Source organism: Mesorhizobium sp. B264B1B, assembly GCF_020165765.1.
Taxonomy (GTDB): domain Bacteria; phylum Pseudomonadota; class Alphaproteobacteria; order Rhizobiales; family Rhizobiaceae; genus Mesorhizobium.
In genome coordinates this window covers 1-22,904 of record NZ_JAIUIS010000011.1, presented here as the reverse complement: position 1 = coordinate 22,904, position 22,904 = coordinate 1, and the positions used below count along the sequence as shown (strand labels likewise).

Annotated in this window: 15 protein-coding genes and 4 pseudogenes; 6 read left to right on the top strand and 13 right to left on the bottom strand. The window is 57.9% G+C overall.

Features of this window, described 5'->3' with window-relative positions; translation table 11 throughout:
- The first annotated feature begins 140 nt into the window (after positions 1-140).
- The 3 genes from LB547_RS21625 to LB547_RS21615 are packed head-to-tail and all read left to right on the top strand — an operon-like array spanning position 141 to position 5,591.
- Positions 141-920 carry a hypothetical protein gene (locus tag LB547_RS21625; protein ID WP_224656323.1) on the top strand — a complete coding sequence of 260 codons (780 nt, stop codon included), beginning with the start codon at positions 141-143 and terminating at the stop codon, positions 918-920.
- Entirely contained in the window at positions 913-1,599 is a 687-nt protein-coding gene (locus LB547_RS21620; RefSeq protein WP_140523108.1) for an RES family NAD+ phosphorylase, read from the top strand. Before LB547_RS21625 ends, LB547_RS21620 begins: the two co-directional genes overlap by 8 nt.
- Complete coding sequence (locus LB547_RS21615) at positions 1,599-5,591, top strand: PIN domain-containing protein (RefSeq protein ID WP_140523105.1); 3,993 nt, start codon at positions 1,599-1,601, stop codon at positions 5,589-5,591. The genes LB547_RS21620 and LB547_RS21615 overlap by 1 nt, the downstream gene beginning before the upstream one ends.
- A gap of 325 nt (positions 5,592-5,916) precedes the next feature.
- Here the strand turns inward: LB547_RS21615 and LB547_RS21610 are convergent.
- The 10 genes and pseudogenes from LB547_RS21610 to LB547_RS32650 form a co-directional block, all read right to left on the bottom strand.
- Positions 5,917-6,717: pseudogene (locus tag LB547_RS21610) on the bottom strand (CaiB/BaiF CoA transferase family protein); the annotation flags it as partial.
- Positions 6,718-6,732: 15 nt separating this feature from the next.
- A complete protein-coding gene (locus tag LB547_RS21605) occupies positions 6,733-7,983 on the bottom strand; it encodes a methylaspartate ammonia-lyase (RefSeq protein ID WP_064994231.1) in 1,251 nt (416 codons plus the stop codon).
- A gap of 81 nt (positions 7,984-8,064) precedes the next feature.
- Complete coding sequence (locus LB547_RS21600; protein WP_064994212.1) at positions 8,065-9,060, bottom strand: succinylglutamate desuccinylase/aspartoacylase family protein; 996 nt, start codon at positions 9,058-9,060, stop codon at positions 8,065-8,067.
- A 370-nt stretch (positions 9,061-9,430) separates the two neighbouring features.
- Entirely contained in the window at positions 9,431-10,798 is a 1,368-nt protein-coding gene (locus tag LB547_RS21595) for a CapA family protein (protein WP_064994213.1), read from the bottom strand.
- 45 nt (positions 10,799-10,843) lie between these two features.
- Positions 10,844-11,917 carry an ABC transporter ATP-binding protein gene (locus tag LB547_RS21590; RefSeq protein WP_064994214.1) on the bottom strand — a complete coding sequence of 358 codons (1,074 nt, stop codon included), beginning with the start codon at positions 11,915-11,917 and terminating at the stop codon, positions 10,844-10,846.
- Positions 11,914-12,915 (bottom strand): ABC transporter ATP-binding protein, encoded by a 1,002-nt coding sequence (locus LB547_RS21585; protein ID WP_064994215.1) that lies wholly within the window; start codon positions 12,913-12,915, stop codon positions 11,914-11,916. The genes LB547_RS21590 and LB547_RS21585 overlap by 4 nt, the downstream gene beginning before the upstream one ends.
- Positions 12,916-12,922: 7 nt before the next feature.
- On the bottom strand, positions 12,923-13,804 hold the full coding sequence (locus tag LB547_RS21580) for an ABC transporter permease (protein ID WP_064994216.1): 882 nt from the start codon (positions 13,802-13,804) through the stop codon (positions 12,923-12,925).
- A gap of 1 nt (position 13,805) precedes the next feature.
- Complete coding sequence (locus tag LB547_RS21575) at positions 13,806-14,747, bottom strand: ABC transporter permease (protein WP_064994217.1); 942 nt, start codon at positions 14,745-14,747, stop codon at positions 13,806-13,808.
- The gene (locus LB547_RS21570; protein WP_064994218.1) at positions 14,747-16,354 is read right to left on the bottom strand and encodes an ABC transporter substrate-binding protein; all 1,608 of its coding nucleotides are present in this window, start codon (positions 16,352-16,354) and stop codon (positions 14,747-14,749) included. The genes LB547_RS21575 and LB547_RS21570 overlap by 1 nt, the downstream gene beginning before the upstream one ends.
- A gap of 587 nt (positions 16,355-16,941) precedes the next feature.
- On the bottom strand, positions 16,942-17,172 hold the full coding sequence (locus LB547_RS32650; protein WP_411908928.1) for a hypothetical protein: 231 nt from the start codon (positions 17,170-17,172) through the stop codon (positions 16,942-16,944).
- On the opposite strand from LB547_RS32650, the gene LB547_RS21560 reads away from it, so the two are divergent.
- Together LB547_RS21560 and LB547_RS32645 are read left to right on the top strand one after the other, a co-directional pair.
- Positions 17,167-17,496, top strand: coding sequence for a hypothetical protein (locus LB547_RS21560; protein ID WP_064994219.1), 330 nt, complete (start codon positions 17,167-17,169; stop codon positions 17,494-17,496). The genes LB547_RS32650 and LB547_RS21560 overlap by 6 nt on opposite strands.
- A gap of 272 nt (positions 17,497-17,768) precedes the next feature.
- Positions 17,769-18,567, top strand: a pseudogene (locus tag LB547_RS32645) (IS630 family transposase); the annotation flags it as partial.
- A gap of 315 nt (positions 18,568-18,882) precedes the next feature.
- Here LB547_RS32645 and LB547_RS21550 read toward each other — a convergent pair.
- The 3 genes and pseudogenes from LB547_RS21550 to LB547_RS21540 form a co-directional block, all read right to left on the bottom strand.
- Positions 18,883-20,112: an ATP-grasp domain-containing protein gene (locus tag LB547_RS21550; protein ID WP_084015912.1), complete on the bottom strand. Its 1,230-nt coding sequence runs from the start codon at positions 20,110-20,112 to the stop codon at positions 18,883-18,885.
- Positions 20,113-20,341: 229 nt separating this feature from the next.
- A pseudogene (locus LB547_RS21545) lies at positions 20,342-20,649 on the bottom strand (IS21 family transposase); the annotation flags it as partial.
- A 222-nt stretch (positions 20,650-20,871) separates the two neighbouring features.
- On the bottom strand, positions 20,872-22,119 hold the full coding sequence (locus LB547_RS21540) for an ATP-grasp domain-containing protein (protein ID WP_064994224.1): 1,248 nt from the start codon (positions 22,117-22,119) through the stop codon (positions 20,872-20,874).
- A 285-nt stretch (positions 22,120-22,404) separates the two neighbouring features.
- Here LB547_RS21540 and LB547_RS21535 point away from each other — a divergent pair.
- Positions 22,405-22,587, top strand: a pseudogene (locus LB547_RS21535) (IS21 family transposase); the annotation flags it as partial.
- Positions 22,588-22,904 lie beyond the last annotated feature (317 nt).

Here is a 22,904-nt window from a genome sequence, read left to right as displayed (position 1 = left end):
GCTGCCCGACACTCTACCTGATGCGTGCCGAACATACCACGAACATATCACGTGCGGCCATAACGAGACGAATCGGAAGGCAGTGAGCCCAGGATAAATTTTGGCGGCGCACCCGATCACCCGAAAGGCCGACCGCCCGGATGAAGCGGCAGCCCAGAGTTCAAGTCGACACTCTTGATGAGATCGGTTATCATGCTATATATGTAATCACCCTCACCAAACCAACGGAGTTGGATATCATGGCACTTTCTAATGACACCATCGAACTATCGGGATTTGGCGCACTCACCGGAACGCCTAAGCAGGTTGGCGACCAACTTGATCGGCTGACAGCGGAGCAGGTCATCGCACTAACGTTCGAGCATGGGAGCGAACCCGCAGTTCGGGCGCTAGCCGACACGGTCGTCAGCATTGCGCCGTTGGTTCGAACCATCCTGATGCGTCGCCAGCGTGAGGCAATCAACTCGATAATTGAGGCCCTGGTCCCTCAGGTTCCGCCCCCACAGCATATGCTTGTCGAGGCGCGGATGGCGGCCGAGGCAAGAAAGGCCGTGCTGGAAAGCGGCGATTGGCTAACCGCTCCCCAAATCGCTAAGATGGCTGGGTTCAGCACAAGCAACCCAAGTGCACAGCCAAACAAGTGGAAGAAAGAGGGTCAGATCTTTGCCGTTCGGCATCGGGGTATAGACTATTTCCCTGGCTACGCTCTGGATTCCGCCACCGGATATCGGCCGATGAAAACGCTCGCTAAAATTCTGAGCGTCTTACACGGGAAGAAGGATGACTGGGGGCTCGCCTATTGGTTTGCATCCGTTAATAGCTTCCTCGGAGGCAAGCGTCCGCAAGATGTGCTCGCTGCGCAACCCGAGCGCGTTCTTGCGGCGGCCGAGGATGAGTTGGTAGGCGCACTCCATGGCTAAATCAAAGATTGGACGGGGACCCCTGACAACACCAGTTCCCGTCCCATCGAACGATTTGCACGACAACATAACGCGAGCGATATGGCCAGCGGACCAAACTATCCATCGCATACATTTGAATCTCTATGCCGGCGCGGAATTCAATCCAGGCTTTAAAGGCAACGCCCGATTCAGCCCGATAAAGCGTGCAAATGGGGCAAGTGTCCCAACTCTCTATGGCGGTACGACCTTCGACTGTGCGGCCATGGAAACCGTCTTCCACGATGTGCCATTCACCGCAGGCCTGAAGACTTACGACAAGGTGAAACTAGCCGATCAAGTCTATTCGCAGGTGGTGCCACGGAGGGATTTGGTCCTAGCTGATTTGAGCGTCACCGCGTTGCGGAAACTCGGCATCAAGCGCAGCCAGATTATTGACACTGAGAAGGACCGATATCCTGCAACACGCCCCTGGGCTGAAGCCATTCACGCACAATGCCCAGATATCCAGGGACTTTGCTGGATTTCTCGGCAGGACGACCGGGCTCTCGCGGTGATGCTGTTTGGCGACCGAATTCCGGCAAACATGTTGGTGCAGTCCGGCGCGTCGCTCGATTTGACCGGCAACTCTGACATCTATTCCGAGTTGCTCGAACTCGCCGACCGGATCGGCGTAAAGATCGTAGGCGTCAGCTTCTGATGGCTGAAACGGGCGACCAGGGCAAATCGGGAAACAGCAACGAGGTACTTGTTGACCTCCCCAGCCGCGTCTTCCGGCAACCATCTGACCAGAGTGTGCCGCTATCAACGCGACTTGCCCACGAAATCCCAAAACCTAAGGATTGGCAGGCGCTGCAGCGCGGGTGTGTGATCTTGTTTCGCGATGAGCTGAACGACCCGAACACCGTTGAGTACGGCCGCGGCGGGCAGGATCAGCGCGGAATCGATGTAATCGGACGTCGCAATGGCGATCCCAACCACTATGTCGGCGTCCAATGCCGAAGGGTCACAAAGCCGCTCAAGCAGGCGAAAATCCTCTCCGATTGCCGGGCGGCGCTGCAACTCGAGGCAGCACTGAAGGAGATCATTTTTGCCACAACCGCGGAAGACGATACCCATGCGACCGATGCAGCGGTTGCCGTTGAGAAAGCCCTGCGGGAAGAGGGCCACGACCTGACGGTTTCACTCTATGGTTGGGGAGCGCTCCAGGTCCTGATCGCCCTCCATGAGCGGGCGTACGCCTTTTTCTTCCCGGCTTCGGTATCCACGTCTGCCCCACAGCAGCCATTACCGGGAGACCGCGCTCCAGGCGACTTGGCGGGACAGATTGCCTTGCAAGTCGGCGAACAGCTTCGGCAAATGGGATTTGTTTCCTTACCGACAGATAGCTCATCGAATAGCAGTCTCTCCAGCGAGGATCCGGCGTTGCATGCCCGCATCGATACATTTCGCGATCTATTGGGAGAGGATCAGCCGCTTATTGCGGAGAAGGCACTTCTTGGGCTGCTAGAGAAGGAGGTCCTGGACAAGAAGCCGTGGGCCCGCTTTCGGATTGAAACCAACCTGGGCGCGGCGGCTCTCGATCTGGGCCGGGAGCCGGACGCGGCACGGCGGTTCGAAACGGCGCATTCGATCCGCCCTGATGATCCGAATGCCAATGCCAATCTCGCCTTGGCCCGGACGATTCAGGGACGATATTCCGAGGCCATGGATCTTGCGCAAAAGGCTTTGGCCGGTACGCCGCGTGCCGATCATGCGATAGGTTATCTACTCCAAGCAGCGGCGCGATCAGATTTCGCCGGCGACCCACATTCGCTCATCCCGCCGGATCTCGTCGATAGCACTCATGCGGATCTCGGTCTGGCAGAATTTTACAGCCGTCGAAACGTCTCCGATTGGGCAGAGCGAAATCGTCAGCTTGCACGAAAGCATCCCGAGGTCGCGGAATTCAAGCGAATTGGGGCCGTTGCAACGCTCTCTATAGTCGTGACATCCGGCGCCACCGTTCCGGGAGCCCGTAGCCCGATCAGTCCCGATGAACTCAACACCGCGGCCAACGATATGAAGGCAGTTGCGGAACATATGCTGGAAATCGGCTTTGCCGATCGACATGATCTTGTTGCCTATCTGAACAACGCTGGCGTCCTCCTGCGGCTGGGGGATCGGCCCGCGGAATGCGAGACACTGCTTAAGCGCGCAGCCGCCGTCGTTCACGGCGAGCCTCAGCTGCGACGTCTTCTCGCGTTATCTCTGATTGGCCAGAGCAGACCGAAGGATGCCTTGGCGACGCTGGAAGGCGATCGTGATCCCGAGAACCAGTTTCTCGCCGCTGACCTAGTCGCACTCGATGACCCCTCGGGAGCATTGGGTCGGGTGTTGGCTATTGATCCGGACGAGCTGAGCCCTGCCTTGGCAAGCTCACGATGGCATCTCATCGGCGAACTCGCGCTTGTTCTCGATGACGAAAGAAGGGTGCGGGAGGCGGTGGAAGCCCTTCGACAGCTGGGCACGGATAAAGTCGAGGCTGAGTTGCTCCTTATCCGCTGTGACAAGAAAACCGGCGTTGGTAATGATGAGATCACGACTCGCCTGCGAAAAATTGTGGAGGGCTTGCCCGACACGGTTGATGTCGTCACGCGATATCAAGTCGCCGACCAGCTTCGCCACAACGACTTGCCGGAGGAAGCTGCCGCACTCTTGGACAGCGCTGTCGACCTGAACCGTCCCGGTCCCCTGACTACGATGTATCTGCAGTGCCTCGCCGCGGCCCGTCGGGATGAGGCTTTTCGGAATGCGCTCCAGCGTGCAGCACCAATCGTGCGCGACACACCCGACGTACTTTGGGCAACCGCAACTCACGCGTGGAACGTTGGCGACCTCTCTACGGCGCGTGCGTCCGTCGAAAGGATTTTGAGTCTCGATGCTTCGGATGCGGACGCGCGCCTTCTGAGAATTGAAATCCTGCTCCGTCAGAATCAATCGACGGAGATCGTCGCCGAACTCGATCACCCCCTGGAATTTCTTCGATACCGACGCCTTAAGGATCGCTTTCGAATTGCAAGCTTGCTTGGCCACTTTGGCTACCTCGATAGGGCGGCGGCTCTTGCGTATCGCCTCTTTCTCGAGAACCGCGATCGATCGCAGGCATGGATGACGCTTTCGGCGCTCGTCATCGAGGAAGGCCGTACCGACAACGAAGATCGATCGTGGAATGCTAGAGTCGTTGCATCTGACGTTGCGGTGGACCTCAGCTACGACGACGGCGAGCGGCTCTTTCTGGTGGTCGAGCCGGATCCCGATCTCCGTCGACTCGACAATGAATCCTGGGAGCCTGACCATCCGCTCGTCCGAGCACTCATAGGACTTTCAAGCGGTGATCGGTTCCTGGATCCATCTGGCAGGCCGGGCCAGATTATAGCGCTTCGCCACAAGTACGTCGCCCGACTTCACTACGTGATGGAGCATCATGAGGGCCGCTTTCCCGAAATATTTGGGTTTCGGAAGGTGTCAATCGATATTGAGCGACCCGACGGACTCAATGACCTGATCGCCGAGTTGAAGCAAAGATTTGACTGGGTCAAGCAGGAGCAGGAAACCTACACGAACGGACCGTGGCCACTTGCTATGCTCGCGCATCGCATCGGCGTCGACACGATCGAGGTCGCAGCTGGGCTGGCGTCCCAGGGAGTGCCGCTGAAAGTCGCGATCGGCAACGAGGCTGAACGAGATACCGCCGCAATCGCCGTCCGTGAGAACGCGATCCAGGGATGCACGCTGGATCTCTTGGCATTCTGGACAGGCTGGCGGTTGAGGGCTCTCGAGACTATCGAGGCAACGTGTGGTCGAATTCATCTGCCTCAGAGCGTATCTGACCGGTTGCTTGCCCGTCGTGAACAAATTCAATTTTCTCTCAAAGACGGCCTCAAGACGGCTCAATACGACAACGGACGGATCGCTGCGACGGAAGTCGCTCCGGAGATCGTCAAGACCTGGCTCGAAGATATCGACAAGGCGATAGCGTGGGTCGAAACCAATGCCCACGTTTGTCCGTTGCTTCTGACCGACGAACTGCCCAAGGAATTGATTGAATTCTTGCAGGGTGGGAAGAGCGACTTCTTCGACAGCGTAGCCTTGGCCATCCAGAACAAGCATCTATTGATCAGCGACGATCGGCCTATCAGGGAGTTTGCGCACATTATGGGATGGAGCCGTAGTGCATGGCTTCATCAAGTGTTCGGGGTCGCGGCCGAACACGGCCATATTGACTTCGACACGTTCATTCGCTGGTCAGCTGACTTGGTAGATAGCGGCCATACATACATTGGAGTTTCGGGCATTGCTCTGGCTCGCGCATTTCGACTCGACGCCGCCGAAGGCCAGGCACCGGGATATTTGTACCGGACTTTGTGCGAGGTCATAGGTGGGCGAGGCGCGGAGCCAAAATCCCACGTGCTGGCGGCGCTACAGTGTCTTCGTGACCTCTGGTCGGATGGTTCTACTTACCCATTCCGGCAGGCTGCGACCGGATTGTTGCTCGAGCACTTGATCAAAGGGCGATCGGACTACGTTGCGTTGCTGCGTACGATTCAACGGCATGTGCAAGATCTACCGTTTCTCGTCGACTATTTGGTGCGTTGGGTCCGCGGGCATTTTCTTCCCACCGATACCTTGCGACCCACACGGCCCTATTAGCTGCAACGAGAACATCCACCATATCGATTCCCTGAGGCGGACGACCGCGCCGCTGGGCTTGCTTGGCGCGCGGCACTGTCGCTGCAGGCAAGATGCGCGTGTGCCGCAAAGGTTGCCTAGCCAGGTCCAATCGTGCAGGTTGCTACGCTTGAAGGATTCAAGCCGGCAGATGGATCAGACCAGCGATACCCGGGAGTGGGGCGAAAGCGACGGCCTGCAGTTTTTCGGCCGTCATCTCGTGGCGATCTGCGTGACCTATCGTTTAGTAAGCGCTTCCAAACAGGAAGCGCTCTCTTTTGCGGCATACAATGGCACGCTGATCGACAGTAAGCGACGGCTGCTTCAGGAATTTCTCGCAGAAATTCACCCACTCGCGGTCGTTCTGAACCGAAAAAATGACTTCCTTGTCATCGGCACAACGATAGGCGCCATACGGAGCCAGCGACGGGTGTTTCACGCCGGCGCGTACTGTGTGATAGCCGCTGTAGTCGTTCTGCAGAACCGGCACGTTCATCCAATCGGCGACGGAATCGAACAGTGACACCTGAATGCTTGTCCCTTCGCCAGTGACCTCACGGTGATACAGCGCCTGAAGAATGGCGCTATGCGCGGTCATGCCCGCCGAGATGTCGCAAACAGAGACCCCTACACGCGCTGGTCCTTGCTGGTTGCCCGTGATCGCGCATAGACCTGTTTCAGCCTGGACGATGAGATCATATGCCTTCAAATGGGAATATGGCCCTGTGTCCCCGAAACCAGAGATATCGCAGGTGATCAGCCGCGGAAAACGTCGGCGGAGATCGGCAGATCCAAAACCGAGTTTTTCGGTACTGCCCGGTTTCAGATTCTGAATAAAGACGTCCGAACCGGTAATAAGCGCGTCCAGGACTGCGCGGTCCGCTTCCAACTTCAGGTCCAGACAGACCGACTCCTTGCCCCGATTGAGCCAGACGAAGTAAGCACTCTGTCCCTGGACCAACTTGTCGTAGTTTCGGGCAAAATCACCTTCGGGCCTCTCGATCTTGATGACCCGGGCGCCCGCGTCTGCAAGGCGTGACGATGCGTAGGGTGCGGCCACGGCCTGCTCGACCGCTACGACGGTGATCCCCTCAAGAGAGTTCTGCATGCGACACCGTGCTTTTCATCCAACGTTTTCGTTTTGATTCCGACGCCTCAGGACCGCCAGCAACCGGTTCTGTTCATTCCCGACAATTGAGAATGCCTCGTCGACACCCATTCCCGGCTTTGCAAGCATCATGTCGGCCTGGGTTGCCACCGATACGTGGACCGAACCCTGGGCGGAGAGATCTGTCTCGGTACAGCTCCCGCCGACATACGCTCCGACCCCATTTTCCTTGCAAAGGAGAACGGCCCGAGCCGTGTCGGCCATGGAGCCGACATCGGGCGTCTTTATCTGAACAAGGTGCGCGGCCTTCGCTTCAGCAAAGAGCAGAATATCCTCAAGCGTATTGCATCTCTCATCGACGACAACGCGGGCGCCCGATCCCCGGTCATCCAGGATCGATACGATCCGGGCATATTTCTCAATTTGAGCTTGCGTGGAACCATAATCCGCCGGCGACTCGATATTGAGCGTGAAATCCGGAACGGTTTCTGCAACCTTGCAGATAAAGTCGGCAACGCGTCGCGGCTCCAGGCCGATTTCCTGGCCGATCCAGCCATACACATCGAAATGCAAGACCGGATGATAACCTGCGTGGCCGATTTCACCTGTCCGAGTTGCAACCCATTTGACGAATTCCATGAAGGTCTGACCGTCGACGCCGAATTTCTGGCGCGAGTTGATCAATCCGTGCGGAAGAACATCCACGCCCTTCAAAATCATCTTGTCAACATTGATTTCGCGAGCATCTCCGCTCTGGCAGTAAATCGGAACCCTACGTGTCGGTAGAGGCAGATCAAATTCATTGCATATGATCTCCGCCATCGTCGTATGATGAAGATGGGCGGCCGCGCGAAGGAGAGCTTGGCTGACGCCATACTGAATCGCGAGTGGCAACGGCTTATGTTCGTAGGGTTCGAAAACCTTCGCACAGGCATCCAGATAAAGAGATGCATCGACATCGAGAAGCCGCGGGACCACGACCCGCCACGACAAATCGGAGATTTGATTCGGATCGAAGAGCGGATCGCGTCCGCCGGCACCAGAGTACTGGACGTTCATCATGTCGCCCCAAACGACGGTGTCGTCGGCAAGGACAAGCCCGACGCTGAGCGATGATGCTGGAATGCGAATCGACTTGAACCCAGGCGTTGTCGGTACGCCGACATAGATGAAACCATCCTGGACGGCGCCGGACCTGATGGCAGCTTGATCATCATAGAAGAATGCACCGTTGCCAGGCGCAAGGACCACGTCTTTGATCTGCAATTCAGTCACCCGATTCATTCTGAGGGGATAAAATTCGTTACGCTGCTGGCCGGCGGGGCGCTGGCCGGTCGGCATTTGATCTTAGATCTTCTGCGGTCGCGCGACGATTGCTACCTCTTCGTTGACGTGCACATGCCTGCCCGATCGGATGGCTAAGACGATGGATGTTCCAGGCGCGCGGATACCAATGGGCTTAGCGGACAGCGAATCCATCGGATGCAGGATTCCTATGAGAGCTCCCTGCTTCACTTCGTCCAACACCGAGCAGCGAGGTTCGAAGATACCGGTTGCAGGCGATTTCAACTCGTCGGACGGACGAGTTTCAAGTATTTGACCGGATTTCTTTTCAAGGAATGTTGGATATTCGGCTTTGCCCTCGACCAACCCGAGCGCGATGAGCGCGTTACGCACTCCAGCCTCGAAGATCGCGAGATTATCCGCACCTACCGTGCCGCCACCAAATTCAGTGCAAACAAATACCTTGCCCTGGTTTTGGGCCAGGATATCGAACATTCCAACCGTGTCGTTATATTCCCAGACCAAAGTCACGGGCAATTTGAACGCTTCCGCCATTCTCACCGTCCTGGCCATGAGATCGCGATCGGCAATCGGATGCGTCGTGGCGGCCGGTGGAAAATCCCACGCTGGTCCGAAGCTGTGCAGATCAAATATCGTGTCGGCCATTGGCAACAATACGCGGGACACCGCATCAGCGATTCGTTCGGTCACTGACCCGTCGCCGCGGCCCGGAAACACGCGATTGAGATTCAACCCGTCGAGCGGAGTATTGCGGCTCCATGCCTGCACGGCCAATGGATTGAGCACCGGTAGGACGATAACCCTTCCACAGGTTTGCGCTTCTGGCAGCCACTCAATAAGCCGTCGCGCGACAAGTGGCCCCTCCAGTTCATTGCCATGGTTTCCGCCGGTGACAAGGAGGCGCGGTCCCTCACCTTTATTGAGACTGAAGATCGGAAGCGAAAGCTCTCCGGAGTCGGCGCCTCCCGGGACAACAAGATGCCCCCTGCTCACGCCGGGCGTCTCGAGATCAAACGTAAGATGTGGTGCTTCGCTCATTGTTCAACCTATTGCGAGTATTCAGGCGATCTGGCAGCCGGGTTCGGTTGCCGTTATGCATTTGCATTTTCCCGCGCTCGAAGTATGCGCCACACGATCGTCAATTCGCCAATATAATGTCCGGCACGGTGCCATCGCGCTTTTAGATGGAGGCCGCTTAGCTGGGACCACGGCTAGTCGATGTCCAAAAAAGAGAAAACGGGAGCGGTGAACCGTTGATACCTGTGCCTACAAAGGACTGCCATCGTGTCTGGCCACGAGGCGGGTTCTTGTAGGGCTTCTGCAGATTCTAAAGCACCACCGAGCCTGCCACGTCCTCTATTTCAGCAGATGTAAATGCCCAATCAGATGCGGCAACTTGGTCGAGCCCTCAGCGCGCCGGGGTCAATCTGATCACTCCAACATCGTTTTCGATGTTGATCTCGGTCCCGAACGGCTCGGATAAAATCCGTAGGCGCTCTAGGATGGCCTTGGCTTGAGGTGCCGAGGCGAACTGAGGGATTCCCCGGTCGGCAAACCGTTTGGAGTGGCCGAGTTCGATGGGATATAGCCGCAATTCGGCAAGTTGGTTCCGCTCGAAACGGCTTACCGTGACAATGCTTTCATAGAAGATCGGGTCTGTGAACCCTTTTGCCATCTCGGCGACCTTCACCTCCGCATCAGTATGGACGCGCGGGTCCTTAGCATATTCGTCAAACATGTCGGCGCCGGTCGGGGTCCCAAGGTCGTCCTCGAAGAAATTACCCAGGCTATAGAAAATCGGCCGGCCCCGATAGATTTCGATGCCTCGCAGCAGATGGGGCCCGTGTCCAACGTACGCGTCCGCTCCGGCGTCGATCATTTTGCGCGCAAAGGATTGCTCGTAATCTGGCGGTTCTTGGCTCAAATTACCAGGCTCGTGGCAGTGGTTGGTGACAATGCAGAAGTCAGAGAACTGCTTGCCGCGGCGAACGTTCCGCAGGATGTCGGCGACATCGCGCGAGTCGGGTTCATAGCTGTATCCCGCCTTGTCGCCCGCCTTGAAGGTCACTCCAGCGATCACGACGCATGTTGGCTCACATTCGGATTGGTAATAAACGGGCAATCCATCGCGCACTTGCCTTAGATTTTTCAGCATATCCGACGGGACCACGATGTTTTGCGCCAAGCGAAGCGGGTTGAGGCCGGGTCTACCAGGGGCCTCGCCAGCGGGATCGCACGCACGAAACATTGGCGCAAATGTTGTGGCCAACGACACCAACCCCACGCGACCGCGTGCCGTTTCGAAGAAACGCGCAGCACCAGCTTGTGCAAGGTTCTCGCCCGTCCCCGCATGGACAACACCGCTCTCATCGAGCACCCGGCTCGTCTCGCGCATGCCTTCAATGCCCCAGTCAAGAGTATGGTTGTTCGCGCGGCCCACGATGTCGAACCCCATCGCCTTCAAGTCGGGTCCGACCTCCGGCAAGCTGAGGTGATACGCGCCGCCGTATTCAGCCTGGGGATATCCCTTGAAAGATCTGCTGTCAAAGATGTTGACTTCCAGATTGCCAAAAGTGACATCAGCATCCTGAAGGATTTTGACGATAGCGCCGAAGCCGGGATCTTGAGATTTTGTCACCGCTCGAGACACGATTAGGTCGCCGACTGCTACCATCGTGAAGCCATCTTCAACGTTCGTTTGAATTGAACCAACCGTATCGTAGTTGCCGTCCTGCTGGACCAGATGAGAACTGCTCACGTGTGAATTTTCTTCCATAGTCCTTCTTCTCTTCTTTTCGCTACATTGGATTGGGTGGTCATGTCAGCGGCGCTCTCGAGATGTTCGAGCGGCGAAAGTTTCTGACATAACCATCGGATCGAGCGAATGATCCCCCGGCACAGGCATTAGATGGAGGATGTCTTGCAGCGGAGCGCGCACATGACAAGCCACGACCCGCCCATCTCCCATAGGCACCAAAGCCGGGACTTCGACACGGCAACGTTCGACCGCGAGCGGGCAGCGCGGATGAAACGCGCACCCGCTAGGCGGATGAATGGGACTTGGCACCTCACCCTCGACGGGCGCCTCCAGCCGAACGCGTGTCGGATCCGGGACCGGTGCTGCCGCGATCAGAGCCTCGGTGTAGGGATGGACCGGCTTGGCAAAGAGCGCCTCGCACGGCGCAAGCTCCACGAGCCGCCCGAGATACATGACCGCGACGCTGTGGCCGATATGCTCCACGACGCCAAGGTCATGTGAGATGAAGACAAAGGCGATGCCCATCTGCTGCTGGAGATCCAGGAGCAGGTTCAGGATCTGTGCCTGCACGGAGACGTCGAGGGCAGACACCGCTTCGTCGGCGATGATGAGAGAGGGGTTGAGCGACAGGGCGCGTGCAATGCCGAGCCGCTGACGCTGACCGCCCGACAATTCGGACGGAAGCCTGTGCATCATCTCGCGCGACATTCCGACTTTTCGGAGTAGATCCGCAGCGAGTGCGTTGCGCTGCCTTCGGCTGAGGCGCTCGAAATTCTCGACGGGTTCCGTGATGATCTGTCCGGCGGTAAGGCGCGGGTTCAGCGACGAGTAAGGATCCTGAAAGACCATCTGCATGCGACGGCGCCAGGCGCGCAGCGCGCCTTTTGTGAGGCCAGCAATATCGGTTCCCTCGATCAGCACGCGTCCGCCGGTCGGCTCGACGAGCCGCATCAGCAGTCGCGCGACTGTGGACTTGCCGCAGCCGGATTCGCCGACGATGCACAGCGTCTCCCCCGCCTCGACGCTGAAGGATACATCCTCCACCGCCCGGATCATCGGAATGCTTTTCTTGAATAGGCCCGAGCCAAGCGGATAATGCTTGGTCAGATTCTCGACTTTCAGCAGAGGACCGTTCATGCGCCCATTACCTCTTCGGCGCGCCAACAAGCTGCGGCCTGGCTCGACCCGACATCACGCAGGATGGGTGTCTTCTCGCGGCAAATATCGATCGCGAAGGGGCAGCGTGGTGCAAAGCTGCAGCCGACAATGGGCTCGCGCAGGTTTGGCACCACGCCGGGTATCTCCGGCAGGCGGTGCTCGCGGCCGCGCCGCCGGTCGGGCACCGATCGCATAAGCCCTTGAGTGTAAGGATGCGCCGGTCGCGCAAACAGGTCGATGACGTTGGCCTGTTCCACGATACGACCGGCATACATCACAATCACGCGCTGGCAGGTCTCGGCGACGACGCCGAGGTCATGTGTGATGAACATCACGGCCGTTCCCGTGCGCTCCTTCAGATCGACGATCAGCCGCAGGATCTGCGCCTGGATGGTGACGTCGAGCGCCGTCGTCGGCTCATCGGCGATCAACAGTTCCGGCGAGCAGGCCAGAGCCATGGCGATCATGGCGCGCTGGCGCATGCCGCCCGACATTTCATGGGGGTAGTTGTTGACGCGACGCTCAGGGTCCGCGATGCGGACGAGACGTAGCATCTCTTCGGCTTTCTTCATGGCCGCCGGGCGGGAAGCCTTGGTGTGGATCTGAACCGCTTCGGCGATCTGGTGCCCGACCGTATAGACCGGGTTTAAGCTCGTCATCGGCTCCTGGAAGATCATGGCGATCCGGTCGCCGCGGATCTTGCGCATCTCCCGATCGGACAGTCCAAGCAGGTCGCGACCCTGGAAGCGGACCTCGCCGCCAACGGTCCTGGCGCCCCGCTTTGGCAACAGGCGAAGGATCGACAGGGCCGTCACGCTCTTCCCGCATCCGGATTCGCCGACGACGCCGAGCGTCTCGCCTTTCTTGACCTGGAAACTGATGCCGCCCAGCGCACGGGTGACGCTGTCTTCGCCAAAGAAATGCGTTTCGAGGTCTCGCACCTCGAGCAGCAGGTCGTTTCCTAGCCTTTGATGCATCTGCGTGTCAGCGCCTCTGCCTGGCGCGGGGATCGAACAGGTCGCGCAGGCCGTCCCCGAGCAGGTTGACGGCAAGGACGGTGACGGCCAGGCAGATACCGGGGGCAAAGATCGTCAACGGCGCGATGGCGAGATAAAGCCGCGAGCTGGCGATCATGTTGCCCCAGCTCGGAATCTCGGGCGGAACGCCTACGCCAAGAAAGCTGAGCCCCGCCTCCGTCAGGATCGCGCTGGCGCAGACAGTAGCGCCCTGCACCATCAGCGCCGGAATAGTGCTGGGCAGGATATGACGCCACAGCACCCTTGTCAGGCGCGCCCCGCCGCACAGCGCGGCCTCAACATAGGGGCGCTCGCGAACCCCCAGCACCACCGACCGGACCAGCCGTGCGACGGCTGGGGTCTCGGGGATCGCGATCGCGACGATCAGGATGCCGAGCCCCGGACCTGTTAGAGAAATGAGCGCAATCGCCAGCAGGATCGTCGGGATCGACATCAGCCCGTCCATGATCCGCATGACGACATTGTCGAAGCTGCGGCTGTAACCAGCGATGACACCGATCAGGAGCCCGATCAGGGAAGCGCTCGCCGCCGACAGCAGCCCGACCAGGAGCGAGATGCGGGCCCCGAAGATCGTTCGCGCAAACACATCCCGCCCGAGATTGTCGCTGCCGAACCACATTTCGGCGGAAGCCGGCTGCAGCCGCTTGAACGGATCCATGTTCCCCGGATCGCCGGCGTAAACCCGCGCCGCCAGCGTCAGGATGATCAGAAGCCCCAGTAGGCCGCCGCCTGTCAGGACGAGCGGATGACGCCTTGCTAGACGCGGAAGATCAGACAGGCGCAGTCGCCTCGCCGGGACATCTTCAACTGGTGCCGACAAAATCGTCATATCAGTACCGTATACGAGGATCGATCAGGGTGTAGGCCAGATCGACCGTGAGGTTGATGAGCACGTATAGACCCGAGGTCACGATCAGCACGCTCTGGATGATCGGATAGTCGCGGTTGCTGATAGCATCGACGACCAGCCGGCCGATGCCGGGTATGTTGAACACCGTTTCGGTGAGGACCACGCCGCCGATCAGATAGGCGAAGCTGATGCCGATCACCGTCAGGATCGGGACGCCGGCATTCTTGAGGGCGTGGTGGATAAGCATGGCATAGGACGAAGCGCCCTTGGCGGCCGCCGTTCGTATGTAGTCTTCCGACAGCACCTCAAGCATGCTCGCCCGCGTCACCCGGGCGATGAACGCAATGAAGCCAAGACTTAACGCCACGGTGGGCAGCACCAGATGCACGAACCACGGCCCGAGGCCACTCTCGATCGGCAGGTAGCCCTGAACCGGCAGCCAATGTGTTCTGATGGCGAAGAAATATATCAGAAAATAGCCGATGACAAAGACCGGGACCGAATAGCCAAATGCCGAGAAGACCGCGAGCAGGCGGTCGATGAGCCCGCCGGTTCGCCACGCGGCAAGAATGCCGAATGAGACTCCGACCGTCACCGAAAGGATCATCGTCAGCATCGACAGCGAAAGGGTCGGCTCAAGCCGCTGCGACATCAGATCGAGAACGGGTCGGCCCGCAAAGATCGAGGTGCCGAAATCGCCGCCCAGCATGTCGCGCACCCAATGCATGAACTGAACCGGCATGGGATCGTTCAGGCCGAGCTTTTCGCGGATGCCGGCGATCATGTCGGCCGTCGCCGACTTGCCGGCGATGATCGCTGCCGGGTCGCCGGGCGCCATCCTGAGCAGCAGAAAGACGAAGATCCCGACCATCACCATGACAGCGATCGCCGAAACCAATCTGCGCAGGATGTAGGCCGCCATTAGGCGGAGGCTTTCCGCATGTTCCACATGGGGACTATCTGCGGCATGCCGATGAGATCTGTGAGTGACTTGCGGTGCGCGACCGGCGAGACATATGTTCCCAACCTCACGTCGCCGACAAAGTCCCACCAGATTGGTTGCATCTTGCGGGCCAGTGCCTTTCGCTCATCGAGCGTTGCGACATCTGCCCATTTGGCCCGCAGCGCCTCATACTCATCGTTCTTCGGCCAGCCGTACCAAGCGTCGTCTCCATTCGCGAGGAGAAGGGGGCTGGCGAGCGGATTACCTAGCGAATAATCGAATTCGGCCGTGATAAACATACTCCAGCCGCCGTTCTCAACGGGGTCCTTTTTCGCTCGGCGCGCGGTCAGTCCGCCCCAATCCATAGGCGCAAGCTCGGCATTGATGCCGATCTTGCGCAGTTCAGCTGCCAGAAACTGCGAGGCATTGTCGGACTCGCGCCAGTCGGTCGGATCGAGAATGACCACCTTCTCGCCGGCGTATCCAGCCTCCTTGAATAGCTGCTTGGCTTTTTCCGGGTCACCACCCTTCTTGTACCATCCCGTGTCCTCCTCGTTGGACACGAGCGTATCCTTGCCGAATATCGAAGTGACGGTGTCGACGTATTTTGGGTCTGGGTACATGATCCGCATGAACGCTTCCTGATCAATGAGGTGAAGCACCCCTTGGCGCGCCTTGATGTTATTGAACGGCGGATGCAGGAAGTTCATGCGAAGCACCACGTCCCAGCCCTGCTTGTCCAGAACCTGAAGTGCAAGATTGAGATCGCCCTCGATCACCGAGAACAGATCGGCTGGTGGCGACTCTACGTAATCGACCTCGCCTGCTTGCAAAGCCGCCATTGCCGTCTGCTGGTCAGCGATAACATCCCAGATGACGCGATCGACATTGACGACCTTCCCCCCGGCCAATCCCTCGGTCGGCTCCTTGCGTGGAACGTATTTTTCATTGCGATCATAGGTGATGCTCGCGCCTGGCTTGGCAAGAGCTTCATTGAACCTGAACGGGCCCGATCCGATATTCGTGGTCACCTGCTCCGTCGCGGGGCGATTCGCATCCTTCTCGCGCATTATGAAAAGGCATGGCGGCGTAAGGTCTGCCAGGATATCGATCAAAATCCCAAGCGATTCCTTGAGCGCGATCGTGAAGGTCTTCCCGTCCTTCGTCGAGATATCGCTGGCGCGAGCCATGATCAGCTGGCCGCCGGGATGCACCTGGCCCCAGCGACGGATCGAGGCCACACAATCCGCCGCGGTCACGGGGGTGCCGTCGTGCCAGCTGAGCCCCTCCCGCAATTCGAATGTATAAGTCTTCTTGTCGTCTGAAACGCCCCATTTCCCTACCATTTGCGGCCGCGGCATAAACTTGGAGTCGAGCGAGAACAGCGTGTCGTAAATCGCCGCCCCGTGGTCGGCGGTGATGTTCGTCGCCGTCCAGATCGGGTCAAACACACGCAGGTCGCCCTTCACCATATGCACCGTCCGCGCTGAGGCTGGCGATGTCTGCGCCCGCAGGACCGAAGGGATTGATAAAGCCGTTCCGGTGACCAAGCCCACTTTAATTAGGTCGCGTCGAGAGACTGTCATGTTCCAGTTCCCCTTAAATTAGTGGCGAGGCGGATCCGCGCCTGTGGGCAAATCTCGGAAAGTCTGACGTTCCCAATTGCAGGCTCTTATGACGACTTTCCGCCTACCAATCAGCATCACTCGCAAGCGGTCGTCAAATGCAGTTTGTATATGTCGTCATCTAAAAGCGAGATGGATAGCTGTCGAACGCAGCGCCGATCTGCGAAGCGGCACGCGGCCGGCGATACAATTCGGCCTGACCGAGAGTAAGACGCAGCGTGTTAGGTCTTCGCGCCGATTTCCGGCGGATCTTCCGATATCATGGATGAAGAACAGCGGCCTTCATCGCTTGGATGCTAACCTTGCGGAACAGGGAGTTTTCCTGGTCCGCTCCGAAAGCAGGGGCAGATCGCCTTCTGGCCACTCAGCGACGCCGAATGGATCGCGAAATTGATGATATCGGGACGGAGATCGAACGGCGACAATCTAGTCTACTAATTTGGCGTTGTCCGGGCCTCAATCACAGCGGGGAATGGCTACGACCGAGTACGAGAAGGAGGCGCCGCCACCAATCGTGCGACTGTGTTCAATGCGGGCCGGGCGTAGCGCTACGGATTTCGAGTGATTCCCGTCTCTCTGCAATCAAACACACGTAAACTGTCGGATCTTACAGCAGTTTTAGGAGAAACCTCTAGGCGCCTTCTAGTCCCTTTCTCGAACACTATGTCATCTACGTAGTGAAACCCAATCTTCAGATTTTTGATGAGCGAGCGAGTGTTACCTGGGCGAACGAACGCAGTCACTTTATTAATTTCTAAATAGTCGAAAGCAAATTGCACTACCGCTCTCCCAGCTTCGACCGCGATGCCTTTCCCGGAGGCAGCAAGGTGGAGGCGGGTTACAATTTACACGTTGCTCTCCTCTACGGAGTCTCCCCGTACAAGTCCACAGTAACCAGCGAATTTTTTGGCCTTACCCTCGTCTTTGATATCGATTATCCAATAGCCGAAACGATGATGCTGCCAATGATTGATGAACTGAAGAAGCTCAGCTTTCGTCTGCTCTATTGTCGGAGAGACTCCGTCTCTGATGGCGTTTACCACGAACGGATCGCTATGCAGTCCATGCAGAAGAATCTCGTCGCAATGCGACGGACACCTTAGGATGAGGTGGGACGTTTCGAGGGTGTACATCGGAAGATTCCTCTCTGGGCTGGCACTTTATAGTTTACGGAAGCTTAACAAAGTTTGAGCCATAACCTTTGAATGCGCGCTCCTTGGTTTAGATTTCTATGAACTCCCTTGTTTCGGGATGCTGTCGTTTTTTAAGATTCACTGATAGGCGCGGTTAATGCACGCTGGTATTGCTGAAGGCACCTAATGGTCTCCGCCTGACATAAGAGTTCTGGGGTAGAATTACCTGCTGCCTGTGCATCATGCGCGGTAGAATATCTCTAGCCGTCTCGCCTTCTGATCATCGGCGGCTGACCGCCCTGGTCATCGACCGCAACAGTCCGCAGAAGAATGTCTGGCGTGCCGAGACCGTGCTGTTGAGCGCCGATGGTGTTGGCACCGTCGAAATCATGCGGCGGACCGGCAAGTCCAAAACGTCTGGCGGTTGACAGCGAGCGCTTCGCAGAGGAAGGCTTTGAAAAACTGCTGCGCACAAGAAGCGGCCCTCGCGCACCCCCCGCTCGGCCCGGATGTCGCCGAACGCGTTGTTGCGCTCACGCTCGAAGACCCGCCCGCCGAGACGACGCGCTGGACGGCCGCCATGATGGCGAAGGTAGCCGACATCAGCGCCAGCGCCAGCCAGCGCATCGGGAAGGCGTATGGTCTTCAGCCACACCGCTCGCGGCAGTTCAAGCTCTCCAACGATCCGACATTTGTCGACAAACGGCGCGATGTCTCGGGCTTTACGTCGGTCCGCCGTCTGATGAAATTTTGCAGATCCAGGCGCCGGACCGAAGCCCCAGCCTGGCCTGTCCATGAAGCTGGGAGGCGGGGGCACCATGGCGCATGACTAGAAGTAGCACGGCACCACCGCTCTCTTTGCCGTGACCAACTTGCTCGACGGCGCGGCCGCAACATGCAGCGGCACCGCCACCAGTAGTTCATTCGCTTCCTCAATGACATCAACGCCGAAAGGCCGGCCAACAAGGCCGTCCAGTCTCGACAACTACTTGCTCACAGCTACCGAAAGTGCGCGCGTGGCGGCATCAGCGCTTCGCCTTCCGTTAATCGCAACGAATTTCCTAACCCTGGCCAAAGTGTACGGGCCGCGGCTTTGATGTACGGGCTCATATTTCAGAAGCACCGCTCATTGCAGGTCCAAATCTCACGCGAAGCTCTTCGTCGCTGCTTAGCGGCCAGACTTGTGGCGGGCACAACTAGGCGCTGAAGTCCCTTGCTGCTCTCCCCGATCCTGGATTCCGTGTCAGGACTTGGTAAAATCAGAAAATACTTCTCCCCTACTGCGATAAAGCTTTCATTATCTCCTATCTGCCGCACCTTCGCTTCCGGCCCAGAAGAACGAACTGAAGATTATTACTAGTCCCCAACTGGTGGAAACGGTGTGATCGACCAATTGATTAAATCGACAGCACGCTGAAGGGCGATCTCGGTCTCAGCAAGGCGCGGGGAAACAGCTATGACCCATCCTAGCGAGTCTCGGTAATCACCTTGCCTGACAATCGGCGTCTTGGGTTCAACATACAATTTGACCGCGGCGACACCTGGTACAGCAGCCGCCAGACTGTCGCCATCAATCCAATCGAGGATGCCATCGCGATCAGGAAGCAGGCACCGCCAGGCAGCAATGTGAGACTGCCTTCTGCGCAAATCCCATTCCTTACCAATGACAAGCTTGATGTGCTCGGCGATGAGATCGACGCCGTAGGCCAGCTGAACCGCATCAGGACCGCCACCAAGACGCGGATTGACTTCAATGACGACCGGGCCCCGCTTGGTCCACCGGAGTTCAACGCACGTTGGTCCCCAGCCAAGGTCGAGAGCTGGCAAACAACTCAGCGAAACGTTGGCGATACGCTCATGCTCCTCATCAGCAAGCGGTGCTGGAAAGATGCCTTCACGGAAGACGAAATGCGGTGGGCGGTCGAAATCAGCGGCCTCAATCCCAAACACCTCATTTCCCATTATATGAACAATATAATGGGGGCCTTGTGCGAATTCTTCGACCAGTATCCTCGACGAAGACTGCAATACGTGCTTCCCGCCCAACAGAAAGGCTGTATATTGAGCCACCTCTTCGACGGTACGGCCCAATCGGACACCGATGCTGCCGCTGCCTACCGTAGGCTTCAGAACTACCGGCAGGCCGAGCTCCGCAGCGCAGCTTTCAACCTCCGCCGCATTCGCTGCGAGGCGATATGCAGGTATCGGAACCCCAGCCTCCGCAAGGAGCTGACGTTGAGTGAATTTGTCGCAGCATCGTTCAATCGATGCGGGGTTCGGTCCTGGTAGATTGAAATGCCGGCAGAGCTTGCCAACTGTCGCATAGACCGACTCGTCGTCACCCGCAAACCCAGTAATGCCAGCAATGCCGTACGTTGCATGCAACCAGGAACATTCGCGGATCAGCGCATCGAGATCGTCTGTATTGACCCGGATTGCCTCAACGTTTTCCACCGCAAGATAGTTATACCGGTCTGGATCGGCTGAAAGGGTAACTGGATGAAGACCTAGACGCTGGGCCGCCTGGATATATAACGGACCATTGCTCCTTGAGCCTTCAATCAGGATGAGCGCTCTTCTCGCCATGGCTGTTAACTCCGATGTTGTGTGCTGTTGGGCGTCTGAGGCGTAAAAGCAACATCACAGCTTTTTGCTGTACCCCGGCTTAATCTACCACAGTCAGATACCTGCGATCGCGAAGACTTGTGAGTTTTTCATGCAAGATCTGTTACACGACGGAATTAGTCGATTCCTCGGTGGTGATGCTGCACAGCAGGGCATGGCCTAGGAGCCTGTCCGACACGCGGGCTGGGGTCGCTTGTAGCTGGCCCTCGATCCCGTCCGGCAGCTTTTGAATGAGGCTCCCAAAGGCGAAGGTCAGATTGGATGCGCCCAGCACCGCGACAAAAATCTGCGCCGGTAAATGACGCCGGTCGCCGGATCGATCACCGGGACCGTGTGCCCGGAATAGCCCGTCTGCATCACCGCGCCCGCCGCATGCCGATTGCTGAATGTCGCGCTCGTCCGGCGTTCGAAAGCGGCGAAGTGCTCGCAGAACCAGGTGTAGCCGTAGCCGTCGGGATGGACGGCGCGATACTCCTGCCACAATAGCGTCAGCGCCACTGTTTCGTCATCATTCCCGAGAATTGCAATGGAGCCGGAGCGTCAGACGAAAGCAGGGGTCCCTGCGTTCGAAGAGCGCTTGGTCAGGACAACCCAGACATGCGCCATCTTGGCGGCAAGTGCGACAACAGCTTTGTTCCGGTGCATATCGATCATCTGCAAGGCCTGGAAAAAAGAGCCCGGACGATTCACACTCCATCCGCTCCGCGCTACCTAACTGCGCTAGGAGTAAGGGGCTGCAGGCTGTTCCTGTTCATTCACACTCGGAAATGGTGTGATCGACCAGCTAACTAAGTCGACGGCACGCTGAAGTATTGCCTGGGTCTGAGCAAGGTTGGGCGAAACGGCCATGACAGATCCGAGAGAGTCTCGGTAATCACCTTTCCTGACGATCGGCTTGTTGGGTTCAACATAGAATTTGACCTCAGCGACACCTGGTACAGCAGCGGCCTGACTGCCGTTGTCGATCCAATCGAGGGTGCCATCGCGGTCGGGAAGTAGGTTCCGCCAGCCCGCAACGTTTGAGTGCGTTTTGCGCAAATTCCATTCATTGCCGATGACAAGCTTGATGTGCTCCGTAATGAGATCGACACCGTCAGCCAGCTGGATGTGTTGAGGACCGCCACCAAGGCGCGGATTGACTTCAATGACGACTGGACCAACCTTCGTCCACCGGAGTTCAACGAAGCTTGGCCCCCAGCCAAGGCCGAGAGCGCGCAAACAGCTCAGCGATACATCGGCCATGCGTTTCTGCTCGTGACCAGTAAGCGGTGCCGGATAGATGCCCTCACGAAAGACAAAATGGGGTGGACGGTCGAAGTCAGCAGCCTCAATCCCAATAACCTCATTTCCCATAATATGGGTGGCATAATAAGGTCCTTGTGCGAATTCTTCCACGAGTATTCTCGGGGAAGACCGCCATGTGTACTTACCGCCCAACAGATAGGTGGTATGTTCGGCTACTTCGTCCACATTGCGGCACAATCGGACACCGCTGCTGCCGGTGCCTACGGCCGGTTTGAGAATCACTGGGAGGCCAATTTCGGCGGCAGCGATTTCTGCATCCGCGGTGTTCATTGCCAAGCGATAAGCAGGCATTGCCACGCCAGCCTCAGCGAGGAGCTGACGTTGAAGGAATTTATCACAGCATCGTTCAACCGATTCGGGGTCCGGGCCCGGTAGGTCGAAGTGCCGGCAGAGCTTGCCAACCATCGCATAAATCTCTTCCTCGGCGCCCGTAATGCCTGCAATCTTATAGGTCGCACGCAGCCGGGAACATACGTGGATCAGCGCATCGAGATTGGCTGTATCGACAGGGATTGTATCAACGCTTTCTGCTGCAAGGTAGCCGTACGGAGCTGGATCAGCCGACAGGGTAATTGGATGAAGACCAAGACGCTGGGCCGCTTGGACGAATAGCAGACCCATACTCCTATGGCCTTCAACCATGATGAGCGCTCTTCTTGTCATTGGCCCTGACCTTTATTGCATGCTATGCGGTGGTCCGAGCGTAAAAAGCATCAGCTCCTTATCGCTCCCGGACCTCAGATTTGGCGGTGAAGTTATCACTGTCGGCGGCCTGCGGTTGCAAAGATTCGCTAAGCTTTAGTTTAAGATTCAACGATTAACGCTGCAGCCGTTGCAGCGCGGCGCGCTCTGACAAAGCTGCGTGCCGACGTTCCGGCGAAGCAGCTGTGGCGCATTTTGTCAGGCCCGGAGAGTTCTGGTGTCCGCCCGCGGTCGCGGCGTCGTTGATCCTTCTTCTCGAACGCCGAGCTCAACGCGGCGATCGCCTAACTGCTAGAGAATCTGAACAATCGGCCGATGCGCCATGTCGGCCAAAGCCGCCGCGAACTGTTCGAGGAGATCGAGCGGGCCGCCTTGAAGCCGCTGCCGGCGGCCGTTCTAATACCCGAGTGGAAGTCGGCGAAGGTCCACCTGACATCGAGTCCGACAAATGCTTCCCTATAATCTTGCTCCCCTATAATCTGCCACGGCTCGTCCTACTGTGATGAGGATCGGCTCGGCCCGCCCGAGTAACCCTCGGACGCGCAGTGTAGGGCGAGCCACCTCACCGGCAGAAGCGGACATACGGTCTTACTCTCGATCAGCATCTGCTCACGAAGGTTGCGGTCAAGTGTAAGACCGTATGTCCGCTTCTGCCGGTGAGGTGGCTCACCCTACACTGCGCGTCCGAGGGTTGCTCGGGCGGTCCGAGCCGATCCTCATCACAGGAGGACGAGCCGTGGCAGATT

Bases quoted from the DNA above. Each gene is read 5' to 3' on its own strand.
- LB547_RS21625 (WP_224656323.1), top strand. From the start codon at position 141: ATGAAGCGGCAGCCCAGAGTTCAAGTCGACACTCTTGATGAGATCGGT.
- LB547_RS21620 (WP_140523108.1), top strand. From the start codon at position 913: ATGGCTAAATCAAAGATTGGACGGGGACCCCTGACAACACCAGTTCCC.
- LB547_RS21615 (WP_140523105.1), top strand. From the start codon at position 1,599: ATGGCTGAAACGGGCGACCAGGGCAAATCGGGAAACAGCAACGAGGTA.
- LB547_RS21600 (WP_064994212.1), bottom strand. From the start codon at position 9,060: ATGAGCGAAGCACCACATCTTACGTTTGATCTCGAGACGCCCGGCGTG.
- LB547_RS21595 (WP_064994213.1), bottom strand. From the start codon at position 10,798: ATGGAAGAAAATTCACACGTGAGCAGTTCTCATCTGGTCCAGCAGGAC.
- LB547_RS21590 (WP_064994214.1), bottom strand. From the start codon at position 11,917: ATGAACGGTCCTCTGCTGAAAGTCGAGAATCTGACCAAGCATTATCCG.
- LB547_RS21585 (WP_064994215.1), bottom strand. From the start codon at position 12,915: ATGCATCAAAGGCTAGGAAACGACCTGCTGCTCGAGGTGCGAGACCTC.
- LB547_RS21580 (WP_064994216.1), bottom strand. From the start codon at position 13,804: ATGACGATTTTGTCGGCACCAGTTGAAGATGTCCCGGCGAGGCGACTG.
- LB547_RS21575 (WP_064994217.1), bottom strand. From the start codon at position 14,747: ATGGCGGCCTACATCCTGCGCAGATTGGTTTCGGCGATCGCTGTCATG.
- LB547_RS21570 (WP_064994218.1), bottom strand. From the start codon at position 16,354: ATGACAGTCTCTCGACGCGACCTAATTAAAGTGGGCTTGGTCACCGGA.
- LB547_RS21550 (WP_084015912.1), bottom strand. From the start codon at position 20,112: ATGGCGAGAAGAGCGCTCATCCTGATTGAAGGCTCAAGGAGCAATGGT.
- LB547_RS21540 (WP_064994224.1), bottom strand. From the start codon at position 22,119: ATGACAAGAAGAGCGCTCATCATGGTTGAAGGCCATAGGAGTATGGGT.